The organism is Metasolibacillus sp. FSL H7-0170 (assembly GCF_038593115.1).
Lineage (GTDB): Bacteria > Bacillota > Bacilli > Bacillales_A > Planococcaceae > Metasolibacillus > Metasolibacillus fluoroglycofenilyticus.
In genome coordinates this window covers 547,631-563,014 of the sequence record NZ_CP151964.1, presented here as the reverse complement: position 1 = coordinate 563,014, position 15,384 = coordinate 547,631, and the positions used below count along the sequence as shown (strand labels likewise).

Sequence of the window (15,384 nt, the reverse complement as noted above, 5' to 3'; positions counted from 1 at the left end):
TGCTTTTACGAAGTTTCGTCATGATAATTGAAAGAAATTAAATGGAAAGCATATTGCAAGCATCTTTTTTCCACTTTCGTTATAGTAACTAGTGAGGTGATAATCATGTTGAAAAATATACCGATCTCTGTGTTAGATTTAGTGTCTGTGAGTGAAGGTCAAACTACAACCCAAGCATTTGAACGCTCTCGTCGTTTAGCTATTTTAGCCGAGCAGTTAGGCTATAAACGTTTTTGGGTGGCTGAGCATCATAATAGCCGTTCCATCGCAAGCTCAGCCACTTCTGTTGTCATGAGTTATTTGGCTAGTGCAACAAAGGAAATTCGAATCGGTTCCGGTGGAATTATGCTACCTAACCATGCACCATTAATTATTGCCGAGCAATTTGGAACACTTGATGCAATGTTCCCAGGTCGAATCGATTTAGGCTTAGGTCGTGCACCCGGTACAGACCATTTTACAGCAAGGGCACTACGTCGCCGTGATGCTGAGGACTTTGAAGATAATATTGAGGAGCTAGAGCGCTTTTTAGCAAAAGCACAGGAATCAGATTACATTAAGGCTTATCCTGGATTTGGTGCAAATGTGCCAATGTGGGTGTTAGGCTCAAGTTTATTTAGTGCAGAACTAGCTGCTCGCCGTGGTATGCCATATGCCTTTGCAAGTCATTTTGCCCCTGACTATTTAATGCAGGCAATTGATATTTATCGTACACAATTCCAGCCTTCTGAGCATTTACAGAAGCCGAAAATGCTCGCTTGTGTCAATGTGATGATTGCCGATACCGATGAAGAAGCTCAAAAATTGGCAACAACTTACTATCAGCTTTTCTTAAGCATTATTCGTCGCACACATGATTTACTTCAGCCACCTGTAGACAATATGGATGAAATATGGACACCATTTGAAAAGCAGGCAATTATGCAGCAACGTCAATATATGTTCGTTGGTGACCAGCAATCAGTCAAAGCACAATTAGAAAAATTCGTTGCAGACACAAAAATAGATGAATTAATGGTAACTGCTTCTATTTATGATGAAGAGGCTCGGACAAAGTCATTTACATTGTTGAAGGAGCTTTTTTAAACCCTATTGTCAAACCGCAACACACATGCTACAATATATGAAAATTAATAAATCTTATCAAGAGAAGCCGAGGGACATGGCCCGTTGACGCTTCAGCAACCTCTAATATTTATTAGAAAGGTGCTAATTCCAGCGGGGATTGTCCCCGAGAGATAAGAGTGAACGGATTTGATTACGAAAACCCTCTCATTCTCTTTACTGGAATGAGAGGGTTTTTGCATTACCTTCTCTAGCTGATTCAACCATGCTTCAAAAGATAATTGATTTGTTAATTCAAGAAATGGGGGAAGCGAAGTGCCAATTAATATTCCGAAGCAATTGCCAGCAGGCGAGCTATTAAGACAAGAGAAAATTTTCGTAATGGAGGAGGACCGTGCGAGAACACAGCAAATCCGTCCGTTAAATATTTTAGTTTGTAACCTAATGCCAGAAAAAGAGAAAACGGAGTTGCAATTATTACGTTTGTTAGGAAATACACCATTACAAGTGAATGTGACATTTTTAAATACAGCGACATATGAGTCAAAAAATGTTTCAAAATCGCATTTACAATCGTTTTATACGACATTTAACGAAATCAAACACCGCCGATTTGATGGGATGATAATTACAGGCGCACCAATTGAACGAATGGAGTTTGAGGACGTTATTTATTGGAAAGAAATAACGGATATTATGGAATGGGCAAAATTAAACGTCACATCGATTATGAATATATGTTGGGGCGCTCAGGCTGCCCTCTACCATCATTATGGCATTGGAAAATTCGAGTTACCGAAAAAATGCTCTGGTGTCTATTCGCACGTCATTACAGATTTAACTGTCGATTTAGTGCGTGGCTTTAGTGACGAATACGTAGCACCACATTCAAGACATACATCGGTATCGATAGAGGAAGTTCGCGCGCATCCAGATTTACGCTTACTTAGCTATTCTGATGATGCTGGTGTCTTCATTGTACAGTCTAAAGACAACAAGCAAATTATGATTACAGGTCATTTAGAATATGACGCGACAACGCTTGCAGATGAGTATGAGCGAGATGTGGCAAAGGGAGATAATGTAGAAGTACCGATTAATTACTTTCCAAATGATGATCCTACTAAAGCGCCGAAAAACACGTGGCGTGCACATTCACATTTATTGTTCTACAATTGGCTGAACTATTACGTATACCAAGAAACACCATATAAATGGGATTTTGTTGAGGAAGAAATCGAATATCATATTTAACAAGCTAGTTGAATGCTAGAGGACGTAATTTAATTTAGCATTTATATTAAAGCGATGGAGCCGTCTCAAAATGAATTTTCAGACGAATTCCATCGCTATTTATCTTGATTTAGGCTTTTTTATACTCATAAGCTAATTCATCGAGCTGTTCATCCACACTTACATATAAATCATGCTCATTGAAAAACCATTCATCATTGCGTTCGATATAATAATGAACACCTTCAACAACTGTGTCTACGCCAATTTCATGAGGGAATTCGCGGTTCATACCGAGTGAAAAGCCTTCATGAAAAGGGGAAGAACCACCGTATCTTGCATAAAATCGTACATAATCTCCTTGTTGTACTTCCATTTCTTTTTGAAACCAATTAATCGCTGCATCTGTTAATACTATTTTCATGACAATAGCCTCCGACATACATTTATACTTATATTTTAGCGGATTTCACAGGGTAGTAACAGTAAATTGCTTTGAGAGTCATTGCAAGCGAAGATTAATTACATGCATGAGAGGTGGACTAAGGCATCTTTAGCACAATATTTTACTCGTTCGTTTTAAAAACAAAAATTGTCTGAAAGCAACACGTTATTCCGCTTTCAGACAACTCTATTGTAGTTTAAATCCATTTCACTTTCGGCTCTGTACCTGCCTTAATCCGTTTAATATTTTCTCTGTGACGATAAACGATAAACGTAAATAAAATGGCAATTAAAATAAATAAGGCAAAATCACCTGTTAATACTAAGTAAACTATGCTATAAATAAGGGCGATGAGTGCAACAATCATAGATGTGAGGCTGACCATTTTTGTAAGCTTTAGCGTAATGAAAAATACGACAAAAAGTAGTAAAAATAATGGCCATGCATATCCTAGCACAACACCTGCAGAAGTTGCTACGGCTTTGCCACCACGGAAACGCGCAAAAATAGGGAAGATATGACCTAGTACAGCGGCAACACCTAAAATTAATATGTGAATTTGCACGTCTTGGAAAAATGGCAATAAAGGTAATAGAACAGCAGCTGTGCCCTTTAAAACATCAATAATTGTCACGATTAAGCCTGCTTTTTTACCGAGAACACGAAAAGTATTCGTTGCACCTAAATTTCCGCTTCCTTGCTTTCTAATATCTGTATTATAAAAAAGCTTACCAATCCATAATGCCGAAGGGATGGAGCCAATTAAATAAGCACAAATCAATATAATGGCAGTTGACATACATGTGCTCCTTTCAAAATTGATAGTTGGTACTAATATGTTGTAATAATGATTATACACTGATTGCCTAGCAATTGAATAGTAGATTGACGATTTTTTTTGTTTTTGCAAGAATAGGCGTGTCAAAAACGTTTTTGAGACATACCTATTGAAATGAGGATAGTGACCATTTATCCCGTATTAACGGTCAGTAAGCCTCCTACTTCAAGACTTTAGTAAAATTGGGCAAAGGATAAGTGGGAGACCAACTGCCCGTAAAAGCCCGAATGGTTCAACTAACTTTCAGTAGGAAAGAGCGTCCACTGAATGAAGTTTCACTTTATTGTAACCGCCGGAGAAGCAAGCCTTATTTGTAACGAAAGCAAAGAGACAGGTACAGATTTTCTTAGCAAATATTTAATATAAAAGCTGAGATTATCCTGAAGATATGGGCTCTGAAATAAAGCATTCATTGAAAAATAGCTTGCTTAAATGGTACAATGACTATCTGTGTAGAGGTTTAGCGCCTTGACAGCTAAACTTATTCTTTGTACGATAAAAGAAAAGAACGTATGTTTGTTTTAGGGGGTATTTGTTTGGTGAAGGAACAACCAATCGCATATAATGATGATGCGATTCAAGTGTTAGAGGGCTTAGATGCAGTTCGTAAACGACCAGGTATGTATATCGGTTCAACAGACGGACGTGGGCTTCATCACTTAGTTTATGAAATAGTGGATAATGCGGTGGACGAAGCGCTCGCAGGCTTTGGTGCACACATTATCGTGAGAATACATGAAGATAACAGTATTAGCGTGCGTGACTTTGGGCGAGGTATGCCAACAGGTATGCATAAAATGGGGAAACCAACATCGGAAATTATTTTCACTGTTTTACATGCCGGTGGAAAATTTGGACAAGGTGGCTATAAAACAAGCGGTGGCTTACATGGCGTAGGTTCATCTGTTGTGAATGCGTTAAGCAGCTTTTTAGAGGTGACGATTCATCGAGATGGGCAAGTGTATCGTCAACGCTTTGAAAATGGTGGCAAGCCAGTCACATCCCTTGAGATTATCGGAAAATCAAAAGAAACAGGGACACTCGTTCATTTCTTACCAGATGCAACGATTTTTTCTGTGACGAAATTTAATTACGATACGTTAGCTGAGCGTTTACGTGAATCCGCCTTTTTATTAAAAAATTTGAAAATTGAATTAATCGATGAACGCCCAGAAGGACAGCACGAAGTATTTCATTATGAAAACGGTATAGAAGCATTTGTTGCTTACCTAAACGAAGAAAAAGATGTTTTGCATCCTGTTAAATATGTGGAGGGCATGCAGCAAGAGATTGAGGTTGAGTTTGCTCTGCAATTTAATGATGGTTATTCGGAAACAGTCTTATCCTTCGTTAATAATGTGCGTACACGTGATGGTGGGACGCACGAAACTGGGGCAAAGGCAGCAATGACAAGAGTTTTTAATGATTATGCACGAAAAATCGGTTTATTAAAGGAAAAGGATAAAAACCTAGATGGTGCAGATGTTCGAGAAGGCTTGACAGCAATTGTTTCCGTTCGTATTCCCGAGCACTTGTTGCAATTCGAAGGGCAAACGAAAGGCAAGCTTGGTACAAGTGAAGCGCGCTCTGCAGTGGATGCTGTTGTATCAGAGCAGCTTCTTTATGTACTAGAAGAAAATGCTGAATTGTCAGCATCGCTCGTGCGTAAAGCGATTCGTGCGCAGCAGGTGCGAGAGGCAGCAAGAAAAGCGCGTGAAGATGCAAGAAACGGCAAAAAAAGCAAAAAGGGCAGCACGCTTTTATCAGGTAAATTAACGCCTGCACAGTCACGCAACGCGGCGAGAAATGAGCTTTATTTAGTCGAAGGTGACTCGGCAGGTGGCTCAGCAAAGCAAGGACGCGATCGCTCCTTCCAAGCCATTTTACCACTTAGAGGGAAAGTGATTAATACAGAAAAGGCGAAGCTTCAGGACATTATGAAAAATGAGGAAATCGCTACGATTATTCATGCGATTGGTGCAGGTGTTGGTGCTGACTTCTCTGTAGAGGATGCAGCATATGATAAAGTTGTTATTATGACGGATGCTGATACAGATGGTGCACATATTCAAGTACTGTTATTAACATTTTTCTATCGTTATATGAAGCCACTTGTAGAGGCAGGAAAAGTATATATTGCATTACCACCGCTTTATAAAGTTTCAAGAGGGGCGGGCAAAAAAGAAGTAATTGAGTACGCTTGGACAGAAAATGAATTGGATGCTGCTATAAAAAAAGTAGGTAAGGGTTATATTATTCAACGTTATAAAGGGCTAGGAGAAATGAACGCGGACCAACTTTGGGATACAACAATGAATCCAGAAACGCGCACATTAATTCGCGTAACAATAGAGGACGGAGCACGTGCTGAGCGTCGTGTGACAACATTGATGGGTGATAAAGTAGAGCCTCGTCGTAAATGGATTGAAACACATGTCGACTTCGGGATGGAGGATGAGGTAAATATTTTAGAAAATGAATTCATCCATCAAGAGGGGGACTAATTAATGACAACAGAAAGATTTCAAGATTTACCTTTAGAAGAAGTAATGGGAGACCGCTTTGGTCGCTATTCAAAATATATCATTCAAGACCGCGCATTACCTGATGCACGCGACGGGTTGAAACCCGTACAGCGCCGTATTTTATATGCAATGTTTAATGAAGGCAATACACATGATAAACCATTCCGAAAATCAGCAAAAACGGTCGGGAATGTAATTGGTAACTTCCATCCGCATGGGGATTCCTCTGTTTATGATGCAATGGTTCGTATGAGTCAAGATTGGAAAGCTCGCCATATGCTCATTGAAATGCATGGAAATAACGGCTCTGTTGATGGTGACCCTGCTGCTGCGATGCGTTATACAGAGGCACGTTTATCAAAGGTGGCGGCTGAAATGCTGCGTGATATTGGTAAACGTACAGTAGATTTCGTCCCGAATTTTGATGATCAAGACATGGAGCCGACTGTTTTACCAGCGCGCTTCCCAAACTTGCTCGTAAATGGCTCTACAGGGATTTCAGCAGGTTACGCAACCGATATTCCACCGCATAACTTGCAGGAGTCGCTTGATGCGGTTTTAATGCGCTTAGACAAGCCTGAATGTACAATAGATGATTTAATGACGGTTATAAAAGGACCTGATTTCCCAACAGGTGGCATTATTCAAGGTGTAGATGGTATAAAAAAGGCATATGAAACAGGTAAAGGTAAAATTATTATTCGGGCAGCTTCTGAAATAGAGGCAATTAAGGGAAACAAAGAGCAAATTGTTATTACCGAGCTACCATACGATGTCAATAAAGCAAACTTAATAAAAAAAATAGATGAGCAGCGTTCTGATAAGCGTTTAGAAGGCATTGCTGATGTACGCGACGAATCAGACCGCAATGGTTTGCGCATCGTTATCGAAATGAAAAAAGATGTGCAAGCACAAGGTATTTTAAACTATTTATTAAAATCAACGGATTTACAAATTACGTATAACTTTAATATGATTGCTATCCATAACAGACGTCCAACATTAATGACGCTACCGCTTATGCTTGATGCCTATATTACCCATCAAAAGGAAATTGTGAGTAAACGTACAGCCTTTGATTTGGAAAAAGCAAAAGACCGCCTACATATTGTGGAAGGCTTAATGAAGGCGTTGTCAATTTTAGATGAAGTCATTCAAACTATTCGTTCTTCAGCAGATAAGCGTGACGCAAAAATGAATTTACAGCAAAAATTCAATTTCACTGAGATACAATCAGAAGCCATCGTTAGCTTACAGCTATATCGTTTAACGAACACAGATATTACCGAGTTACGAGCAGAGCAAGAAGAGTTAACACAGCTTATTGAAAAACTAACAGATATTTTAAATGATGATAAAAAGCTAGCACGCGTTATTAAAAATGAGCTACTTGATGTACGTAAACGCTTTGCAGAGCCACGTCGCTCTGTTATCCAAGCAGAAATTGAGGAAATCAAGTTAACTTTGGATGTGCTTGTCCCAAGTGAGGAAGTGGTCGTAACTGTAACGAAGGATGGTTATATCAAGCGTACAAGCCTTCGCTCACACAGTGCATCCAATGGTCTGGATTTCGCAATGAAGGAATCCGATTATTTATTGTATGAAGAAATTTTAAATACACAGCACCATTTATTGTTGTTCACGAATAAGGGGAACTATATTTATCAGCCGATACATGAGCTGCCAGACATTCGTTGGAAGGACCTCGGTCAGCATATTTCAAGCATTGTACCGCTTGATGCAGAGGAATTTATTATTGAAGTAATTGGTATCGAGTCATTCCAACAAGAAGATGTATATGTATTTACAGCTACAAAAGACGGACAAATTAAGCGTTCAGCACTTGCTGATTATGTTGTCACACGTTATTCAAAGCCTGTAAAAACGATGAACTTAAAAAATGGTGATGAAATGATTTACGCATCGCTCCAAAAGCCTGGGCAGGAAATTTTATTAACGAGCAATACGAGCTACACAATTCGCTTTGCTGCGGAAGAGCTGCCGATTACTGGTGTGAGAACGGGCGGTGTGAAAGGGATTATATTGAAGAATGGAGAATACTTAGCGGCTGCAAATTTACTGGAAGGCAATCAAGAGCTCGTCATCGTGACACAGCGTGGCGCAATAAAGCGCATGGCCATTCACGAAGTAGAAATTGGCAATCGTGCAAAGCGTGGCGTTGTTATTTTAAAAGAGCTAAAAGCAAATCCACATCGTATTTATGCTGTCTTGCCTGTCACTTCACAGGACGAGATATTGCTTGAAACGGAACGCGGCGTCCAAGAAACAATTCAAGTAGCAAGCTTATCGCGAGCGGATCGTTACTCAAATGGGTCATTAAGAATTGACACAGTAGGCGACGGGGCTTTAGTAAGAGCGACAATCATAAAAAAAGAGGCGCAATAAAGTGAATGGGGACGTCTTAGTCCCTTGTTAAAAAACCATCATCGCAAACGAATGCGGTGGTGGTTTTATCTTGATTCAAATTTTTTCAGCGTGTAAAACCAAAAGCAGGGCATTGCCCTGCTTTTAAGACATTTTCAATGATGTTTTATCAAAGAAATACCTCGATAAAATAGGAAGGAGTTTCTTTAAAATTTGATAACACTAGATTTAGTAACTTACTCTTGAATTTAAAATAAAGTATAGGACAAGATTTTTTCTTTTTAAACTGTCATTACTTTAAGAAAACTTGACGCTTTGCCCTCTCGTAAACTCTATTGACTTTTCCCCTAGATTGCTATATCATTCAATTTATTTCGGTTTTCGTTATATTGTGGAAAGGACGATAATAAATGTGGAAAAATAAAAATGTATGGATTGTGCTAATTGGCGAATTTGTCGTTGGCTTAGGCCTTTGGGCAGGAATTATCGGCAACTTAGCATTTATGCAGGACACAGTGCCCTCTGATTTTCATAAATCGCTCATATTAGCAATCGGTATGATTGCTGGCGTTGCAGTTGGTCCATTAGCAGGTCGTCTTATTGATTCAACTAGCAAAAAGAAAGTATTAATTATTGCGAGTGCAGGACGAGTTGTCGCTGTTATATTTATGTTTATTGCACTTGCTACAAACTCGGTCATATGGATGCTGTTCTTTTTAATTAGCTTGCAATTGGCAGCGGCATTTTATATGCCGGCATTACAAGCCGTGATACCGATGATAGTTAAGGATAAAGATTTAATTACCTTAAACGGCTGGCATATGAATGCACGCACAATATCAAGAATTATAGGAACGGCCGCTGCTGGTTTAATGTTAAGCTATTTAGACGTTAAATGGCTGTATATCGCCTCAATGGTTATGTATGTAGTTATGCTAGCCATTACGTTTACATTTGATTTACAGGAGCAGAACAAAGCCTTACAGGCGAAAGACAAGAGCAAGGGTAGCTTTAAAGAAGTATACCCGATGCTAAAGGAACATCCAGTTGTGTTAATGACACTTGTATTAATGGTTATTCCGATATTATTTTTAGGCTCCTTTAATTTGGTCATTATGAAAATTACAGAAATACACCAGTCGCAAAGTTTGTCAGGAATGATTTATGCAGTGGAAGGCACGGCTTTCATGCTAGGTGCTGTATTTATTAAACATTTAACAAAAATCGCGAAAACTGGCACAATTTTATTTCTTTCAGTTTTTATAATCGGACTTATGGAGCTTATGCTATTTTTATCTGATATAAAACTATTTGCTTTATTAACATTTGCTTTATTCGGCTTTACAGTAGGGTGCTTCTTCCCAACAACGATGACTATTTTTCAACGACAAGTGCCAAAAGATTATCACGGTCGTTTCTTCTCCTTCCGTAATATGATTGACCAAGTGCTATTTCAGGTTGTCTTGCTGTCAACAGGGGCGTTACTTGATTTAATTGGCCTTCAGTGGATGGGAATTACATTTGGTGTATTTAGCTTACTATTAAGCTCTTATTTCCTTATTGTGATTCGTAATAAAAAGATTGAAATGGCTATGTAAAGCACAGTAAAAAGCTTATACTTATAATACATGTAAAATCGTTAGAGGAGAAATGGCATTATGGCATTAGAAAACCGCGGGAAGGGAATTGCACTTGTTCTCCTCGCCGCATTATTTTGGGGCATTTCTGGAACTGTATCTCAATATTTATTCCAAACGCTACATATGAGTACAGAATGGCTTACAACAATACGTTTACTATGTGGAGGTATTATTTTATTAACGGTAGCTTATCGCCAGCAAGGAACTCGTATTTTTCATATTTGGCGGCAAAAAGCAGATATTCTTGCATTAATTATTTTCGGTGTTATAGGTATGATTGGTGTGCAGTATACATATTTAGCAGCCATTAATCATGGAAATGCAGCAACTGCCACAGTGTTACAATATTTGGGTCCAGCAATTGTCACAGCCTATTTCATCGCTCTGGCAAAACGCCTTCCGACAATAAAGGAGCTTTTAGCTGTAGGTTTTGCATTATTCGGTACATTTTTGCTCGTTACACATGGCAATATTCATTCTTTATCTATTTCTAAGGACGCATTTATTTGGGGAATATTATCTGCATTTGGCCTAGCCTTTTATACGATTCAGCCAATTCAAGTATTGCGTCGTTGGGGCTCTATGCTCGTAGTAGGGTGGGGGATGATTATTGGTGGCATTGCATTTAGCTTCGTTCATCCACCTTGGCATTTTGAAGGGGAATGGCAATTCTCAGCACCTTTTGCTCTATTATTTGTTATTGTATGTGGAACCGTCATAGCTTTTTACAGCTATTTAGAAAGCATGAAATATTTAACACCTACAGAAACAAGCCTACTTGCTTGTGCAGAACCACTATCAGCAGCAGTAACATCTGTGCTATTTTTAGGTGTTGCATTTGGCTGGATTGATTGGTTAGGAACATTTTTCATTTTAGGCACAATTGCGATACTCGCTATACAAAAGAAGAAAACCATTTCCTAGAGATTACTCATGGAAATGGTTTTTATATTTTTTATAAGATTGATCGATTGTTTCTTGCCTTGTTTTTGTTTTGCGTTCATGCGTGGAGAAGGCGGTAATGCCACGCTGCTTCGTCACATCCGCAGCACCTGCACGCTGCTTTGCTAAGCGTTTCTTTTTCGCTTTTGATTGTGTCATGTTATCACCTCATTTAACTTCTTTCAGCGGGTGTCACAGATTTTGAAAAATCGGACGCAATTACACCTCGACGTAATTGATTATCACCTTAAATAAAAAGTTGATATGGAACAGCACCAAATATTAAAAATGTGTAATGAGCTAGCTTATTTCATTTTTTATATTAATTTGGCAAAAAGCTACTAAAAGCCATTTTCAAATAGTATACCACTAATTTCAGCAATTTAATAAAACAAAAAAACTGCCTGAAAAGCGGCGTTTTCGCATGCTTTTCAGACAACTTCATTGTTTTTAGTGAGAAACATCCTGCACAGAAATACCAGTGTTTGCTTTTACATCAACTTCGCGGTATTTCGCTTCGTCTGCTTTTTCTTTCGATAGAAGTGTACCAATCCAACCGCCGATGAAGCCTAATGGAACAGAAATTAATGCAGGGTTTGATAACATAATTAATGGTTCACCTACAAAAATAGCTTTACCTTCTGGACCCCAAACGTTTGGTGATACAGCTACTAATACAAGGGCAGAAATTAAACCTGTTAGCATTGCTGTAACTGCACCTGACGTATTAAAGCGTTTCCAATAAATTGTGTAAATAATTACTGGTAAGTTTGCAGAAGCTGCAATACAGAACGCTAACGATACTAAGAATGCCACGTTTAATGTTTGTGCACCTAAAGCTAAAACAATTGATACGATAGAAATTGTAATCGAACCGATACGAGCAGCAAGAACTTGCTCTTTTTCAGTAATTTTACCTTTTTTAATAATTTGACCATAAATATCATGTGACAGGGCAGATGCACCTGAAAGTACTAAACCAGCAACTACCGCTAAAATTGTCGCGAATGCTACCGCGCAGACAAATGAGAATAAAATATCGCCACCTAATGCTTCCGCAAGAAGTGGAGCAGCCATATTACCTGCTGCGTTTGCTGCAACGATTTTCTCTTTACCTACGAATGCTGCCGCACCGAATCCTAAGAAAATTGTTAAAACATAGAAAAGTCCAACAATCCAAGTAGCCCAAATTACTGAAGAACGTGCTGTTTGAGCATCTTTTACTGTGAAGAAACGCATTAAAATATGAGGAAGACCTGCTGTACCTAATACTAACGCAATCATCATAGAAATAGTATCAAGACCATCTGTGTAACGTAAACCTGGGTTTAAGTATGCTTCGCCATGCTCTGTAGCAGTAGCCATATCTGAGAACATTTTAGCAATACTGAAATCGAATTTCGCTAATACTAAGAATGAAATAATTACCGTACCAAGCATTAATAAACAAGCTTTAATAATTTGTACCCAGCTTGTTGCTGTCATACCACCGAATAATACGTAGATTGTCATCATGAAACCTACTAAAAGAACTGCTACCCAGTAATCAATACCAAGTAATAATTGAATAAGTGCCCCCGCACCAACAAGCTGTGCAATCATATAGAATAATACAATTGTAATTGTACTTAGTGCAGCCGTTCCACGAACTTTTGATTGATTGAAACGAGCTGTAATCATATCAGCTAATGTGAATCGACCTAAGTTACGTAAAGGCTCTGCCACGATATAAAGTACTACTAAGTAAGCAACTAAATAGCCTAGAGAGAAGAAGAAGCCGTCAAAACCGAAAAGGGCAACTGAACCAGCAATTCCTAAGAATGATGCAGCCGATAAATAGTCACCAGCAATAGCTAGTCCATTTTGCCAGCCTGTTAAACCTCCACCAGCTGTATAGAAATCACTTGCTGAAGAAGTACGTTTTGAAGCCCACCAAGTAATAACTAATGTTAAACCTACAATACCTACGAAAAACGAAATGGCCGTTAAGCTCATACCCTCCATCAGCTATTCCCCCTTTCATATTCCTCAATGATTGCCTTCGCATCTTTATCAAATTTCGATGCTTTAGAGATATATAAGTGTGCTAGACCCCATGTCATAATGAAGAGGCCTGCTGAGTATACCCATACCCATGTAATATCTCCAATCGCTTTTGCGTGTAAGATTTTTGTGTACGAAGTTAGCACTGGTAATGTCATATACGCAATTAAGAAAATGACTGCTAATGTCCATACGAATGAATTCTTTTTCTTTACTAGTTGTTTAAAAGAGTCAAGTTGCGCAATTTTGTCATAGTCAATGTGCTTTTGTTGATTTCCCATAAATCTTATCCCCCCAATTTCGTCTAAAATTACTGCTTATTGTATGTAAATTTCTCTATCAAGAATTTACAATTTTCATTCTATTTTACCGTTCACAAAATTGCAATAGTTTTTGAAAAAATTATGCGAAAAAAATTTTTAGAAAAATAACTTGAGCGAGAAAATTTATAAAGTGAGGGGAGAAAAAAATGAATTTCCGAGGAAGACATTATTTTAAAAATGTTGATATATCAAGGTTAATATAGAACTTGACAAACAATATCTTTTCGTAAAAGAGAATATTTTTGTGTTTTCGACCGATTTTTAACCCTTTTAAAAAGGTGGTTTTCGAAAGCGATTTACCTAAAATTAATATAGTCTAATAAGTTTTTTTGTCAATTTATATACTAAAAAAATAACAAGTCATCTTTTAATAAAAAAAGATGACTTGACAAATTAATGTGTCACATTTGACACGGATATTCCTGTATTTGCCTTAACTCGTATTTCCTTGAAAATAATTTCTGACTCTTTCTGTTTTTGCTTAGTCGTTGATAAAATTGTCCCTAAATAACCCGCAAGAAAACCTAATGGAATCGTAATAATAGCTGGTACAGCTAAATTAACTAAAGGTTTCCCAACAAAAATCGCCGTACCTGCCTCACTCCAAACATTCGGACCTAATGCACCAAGTATTAAGCAAGAAACCAAACCTGTTACAATGGATGCTACTGCACCTGTAGAATTAAACTTCTTCCAGTAAATTGTGTACAAAATCACAGGTAAATTTGCCGAAGCACCAATGCAGAAGGCAAATGACACTAAGAAGGAAACATTCAAGCTTTGCGCGAACAGCGCCAGAATAATTGAAACAATTGCGATTGAAATAGAACCAAGGCGAGCTGCAATGACTTGTTGCTTTTCTGTTAGCTTACCATCTTTAATAATTTCACCATAAATATCGTGTGAAATAGCGGAAGCACCTGTTAATACTAGCCCTGATACAACCGCTAAAATTGTAGCAAATGCTACAGCACTAATAAATGATAATAAAATATTGCCACCTAAAAACTCTGCAAGTAGCGGAGCAGCCGTATTTCCAGCAGCGCTAGCAGCCTTAATTGCGTCAAAACCGACAAAATGCATCGCACCAAAGCCTAAGAAAATTGTCAGCGAGAAGAAAATCGCTGTAATCCAAGTAGCAAATGAAATAGAAGTTCTTGCTGTTCTTGCATCTTTTACTGTAAAGAAGCGCATTAAAATATGCGGTAAGCCAGATGTTCCTAATACAAGGGCCATCATCATCGATACAGAATCAATTGTTGATGTATATTTTATACCTGGCACTAAATATTCCTTGCCATGATCCTGTGCAATCGTATCAAACATTTTTACTAGATTAAAATCAAACTTATAGAATACTAAAATTGCAAGAAGGGCAGTACCGAATAGCAATAAGCCAGCTTTAATAATTTGCACCCAGCTTGTTGCCGTCATGCCACCAAACAATACGTATGTTGTCATCATCACACCAACAATTAACACAGCAATCCAATATTCGATACCAAATAATAGCTTGATTAATGCACCAGCACCTACAAGCTGGGCAATCATATAGAAAATAACGATAATAATCGTTCCCGTTGCTGCAACTCCACGCACCCGTTTTTCATTAAAGCGGGCTGTAAGCATATCTGCTAATGTATAGCGTCCTAAATTACGCATTGGCTCTGCGATGACATATAGCAATACTAGATTTGCCACAACATAACCAACAGAAAAGAAGAAGCCATCAAAGCCAGTTAAAGCAATCGCACCAGATACGCCTAAAAACGCTGCAGCGGATAAATAGTCACCTGCAATTGCAAAGCCATTTTGCCAGCCAGTTAGACCGCCACCAGCCGTATAAAAATCACTAGCAGAGGAAGTTCTTTTCGCCGCAATATACGTAATAATTAATGTTAATCCAACAATCCCAAGAAAAAAGCCGGTTGATACTAAATTCATG

General features: G+C 38.3%; 12 protein-coding genes and 1 riboswitch. Of the genes, 6 read left to right on the top strand and 6 right to left on the bottom strand.

Annotated features, from left to right (window positions below; genetic code table 11):
• Positions 1-105: 105 nt before the first annotated feature.
• Positions 106-1,086 (top strand): LLM class flavin-dependent oxidoreductase, encoded by a 981-nt coding sequence (locus MHH70_RS02585; RefSeq protein ID WP_107942737.1) that lies wholly within the window; start codon positions 106-108, stop codon positions 1,084-1,086.
• 51 nt (positions 1,087-1,137) lie between these two features.
• Positions 1,138-1,245: riboswitch (SAM riboswitch) on the top strand.
• Between the two features lie 135 nt (positions 1,246-1,380).
• On the top strand, positions 1,381-2,319 hold the full coding sequence (metA, locus tag MHH70_RS02580; protein WP_342472472.1) for a homoserine O-succinyltransferase: 939 nt from the start codon (positions 1,381-1,383) through the stop codon (positions 2,317-2,319).
• Positions 2,320-2,428: 109 nt separating this feature from the next.
• Here metA and MHH70_RS02575 read toward each other — a convergent pair whose 3' ends face one another.
• Complete coding sequence (locus MHH70_RS02575) at positions 2,429-2,722, bottom strand: hypothetical protein (protein ID WP_066163118.1); 294 nt, start codon at positions 2,720-2,722, stop codon at positions 2,429-2,431.
• 217 nt (positions 2,723-2,939) lie between these two features.
• Positions 2,940-3,542 (bottom strand): glycerol-3-phosphate 1-O-acyltransferase PlsY, encoded by a 603-nt coding sequence (gene plsY, locus MHH70_RS02570; RefSeq protein ID WP_107942739.1) that lies wholly within the window; start codon positions 3,540-3,542, stop codon positions 2,940-2,942.
• Positions 3,543-4,093: 551 nt separating this feature from the next.
• Between plsY and parE the strand changes: the two genes are divergently transcribed.
• The 4 genes from parE (at position 4,094) to MHH70_RS02550 (ending at position 11,055) form a co-directional block, all read left to right on the top strand.
• Positions 4,094-6,085, top strand: coding sequence for a DNA topoisomerase IV subunit B (gene parE / locus MHH70_RS02565; protein WP_066163114.1), 1,992 nt, complete (start codon positions 4,094-4,096; stop codon positions 6,083-6,085).
• Between the two features lie 3 nt (positions 6,086-6,088).
• Positions 6,089-8,512 carry a DNA topoisomerase IV subunit A gene (gene parC, locus MHH70_RS02560; protein WP_342472471.1) on the top strand — a complete coding sequence of 808 codons (2,424 nt, stop codon included), beginning with the start codon at positions 6,089-6,091 and terminating at the stop codon, positions 8,510-8,512.
• Between the two features lie 389 nt (positions 8,513-8,901).
• Entirely contained in the window at positions 8,902-10,089 is a 1,188-nt protein-coding gene (locus tag MHH70_RS02555) for an MFS transporter (RefSeq protein ID WP_066163110.1), read from the top strand.
• 60 nt (positions 10,090-10,149) lie between these two features.
• Positions 10,150-11,055, top strand: coding sequence for an EamA family transporter (locus tag MHH70_RS02550; RefSeq protein ID WP_342472470.1), 906 nt, complete (start codon positions 10,150-10,152; stop codon positions 11,053-11,055).
• Positions 11,056-11,058: 3 nt separating this feature from the next.
• Here MHH70_RS02550 and MHH70_RS02545 read toward each other — a convergent pair whose 3' ends face one another.
• The 4 genes from MHH70_RS02545 to MHH70_RS02530 form a co-directional block, all read right to left on the bottom strand.
• Positions 11,059-11,232 (bottom strand): hypothetical protein, encoded by a 174-nt coding sequence (locus tag MHH70_RS02545; protein WP_342472469.1) that lies wholly within the window; start codon positions 11,230-11,232, stop codon positions 11,059-11,061.
• 291 nt (positions 11,233-11,523) lie between these two features.
• On the bottom strand, positions 11,524-13,068 hold the full coding sequence (locus MHH70_RS02540; protein ID WP_342473150.1) for a cation acetate symporter: 1,545 nt from the start codon (positions 13,066-13,068) through the stop codon (positions 11,524-11,526).
• An 8-nt stretch (positions 13,069-13,076) separates the two neighbouring features.
• The gene (locus MHH70_RS02535; protein WP_066163107.1) at positions 13,077-13,397 is read right to left on the bottom strand and encodes a DUF485 domain-containing protein; all 321 of its coding nucleotides are present in this window, start codon (positions 13,395-13,397) and stop codon (positions 13,077-13,079) included.
• A gap of 435 nt (positions 13,398-13,832) precedes the next feature.
• Positions 13,833-15,383 carry a cation acetate symporter gene (locus MHH70_RS02530; protein ID WP_342472468.1) on the bottom strand — a complete coding sequence of 517 codons (1,551 nt, stop codon included), beginning with the start codon at positions 15,381-15,383 and terminating at the stop codon, positions 13,833-13,835.
• Position 15,384 lies beyond the last annotated feature (1 nt).

Bases quoted from the DNA above. Each gene is read 5' to 3' on its own strand.
- MHH70_RS02585 (WP_107942737.1), top strand. From the start codon at position 106: ATGTTGAAAAATATACCGATCTCTGTGTTAGATTTAGTGTCTGTGAGT.
- plsY (WP_107942739.1), bottom strand. From the start codon at position 3,542: ATGTCAACTGCCATTATATTGATTTGTGCTTATTTAATTGGCTCCATC.
- parE (WP_066163114.1), top strand. From the start codon at position 4,094: ATGTTTGTTTTAGGGGGTATTTGTTTGGTGAAGGAACAACCAATCGCA.
- MHH70_RS02555 (WP_066163110.1), top strand. From the start codon at position 8,902: ATGTGGAAAAATAAAAATGTATGGATTGTGCTAATTGGCGAATTTGTC.
- MHH70_RS02535 (WP_066163107.1), bottom strand. From the start codon at position 13,397: ATGGGAAATCAACAAAAGCACATTGACTATGACAAAATTGCGCAACTT.
- MHH70_RS02545 (WP_342472469.1), bottom strand. From the start codon at position 11,232: ATGACACAATCAAAAGCGAAAAAGAAACGCTTAGCAAAGCAGCGTGCA.
- MHH70_RS02540 (WP_342473150.1), bottom strand. From the start codon at position 13,068: ATGAGCTTAACGGCCATTTCGTTTTTCGTAGGTATTGTAGGTTTAACA.
- MHH70_RS02550 (WP_342472470.1), top strand. From the start codon at position 10,150: ATGGCATTAGAAAACCGCGGGAAGGGAATTGCACTTGTTCTCCTCGCC.
- MHH70_RS02530 (WP_342472468.1), bottom strand. From the start codon at position 15,383: ATGAATTTAGTATCAACCGGCTTTTTTCTTGGGATTGTTGGATTAACA.
- MHH70_RS02575 (WP_066163118.1), bottom strand. From the start codon at position 2,722: ATGAAAATAGTATTAACAGATGCAGCGATTAATTGGTTTCAAAAAGAA.
- parC (WP_342472471.1), top strand. From the start codon at position 6,089: ATGACAACAGAAAGATTTCAAGATTTACCTTTAGAAGAAGTAATGGGA.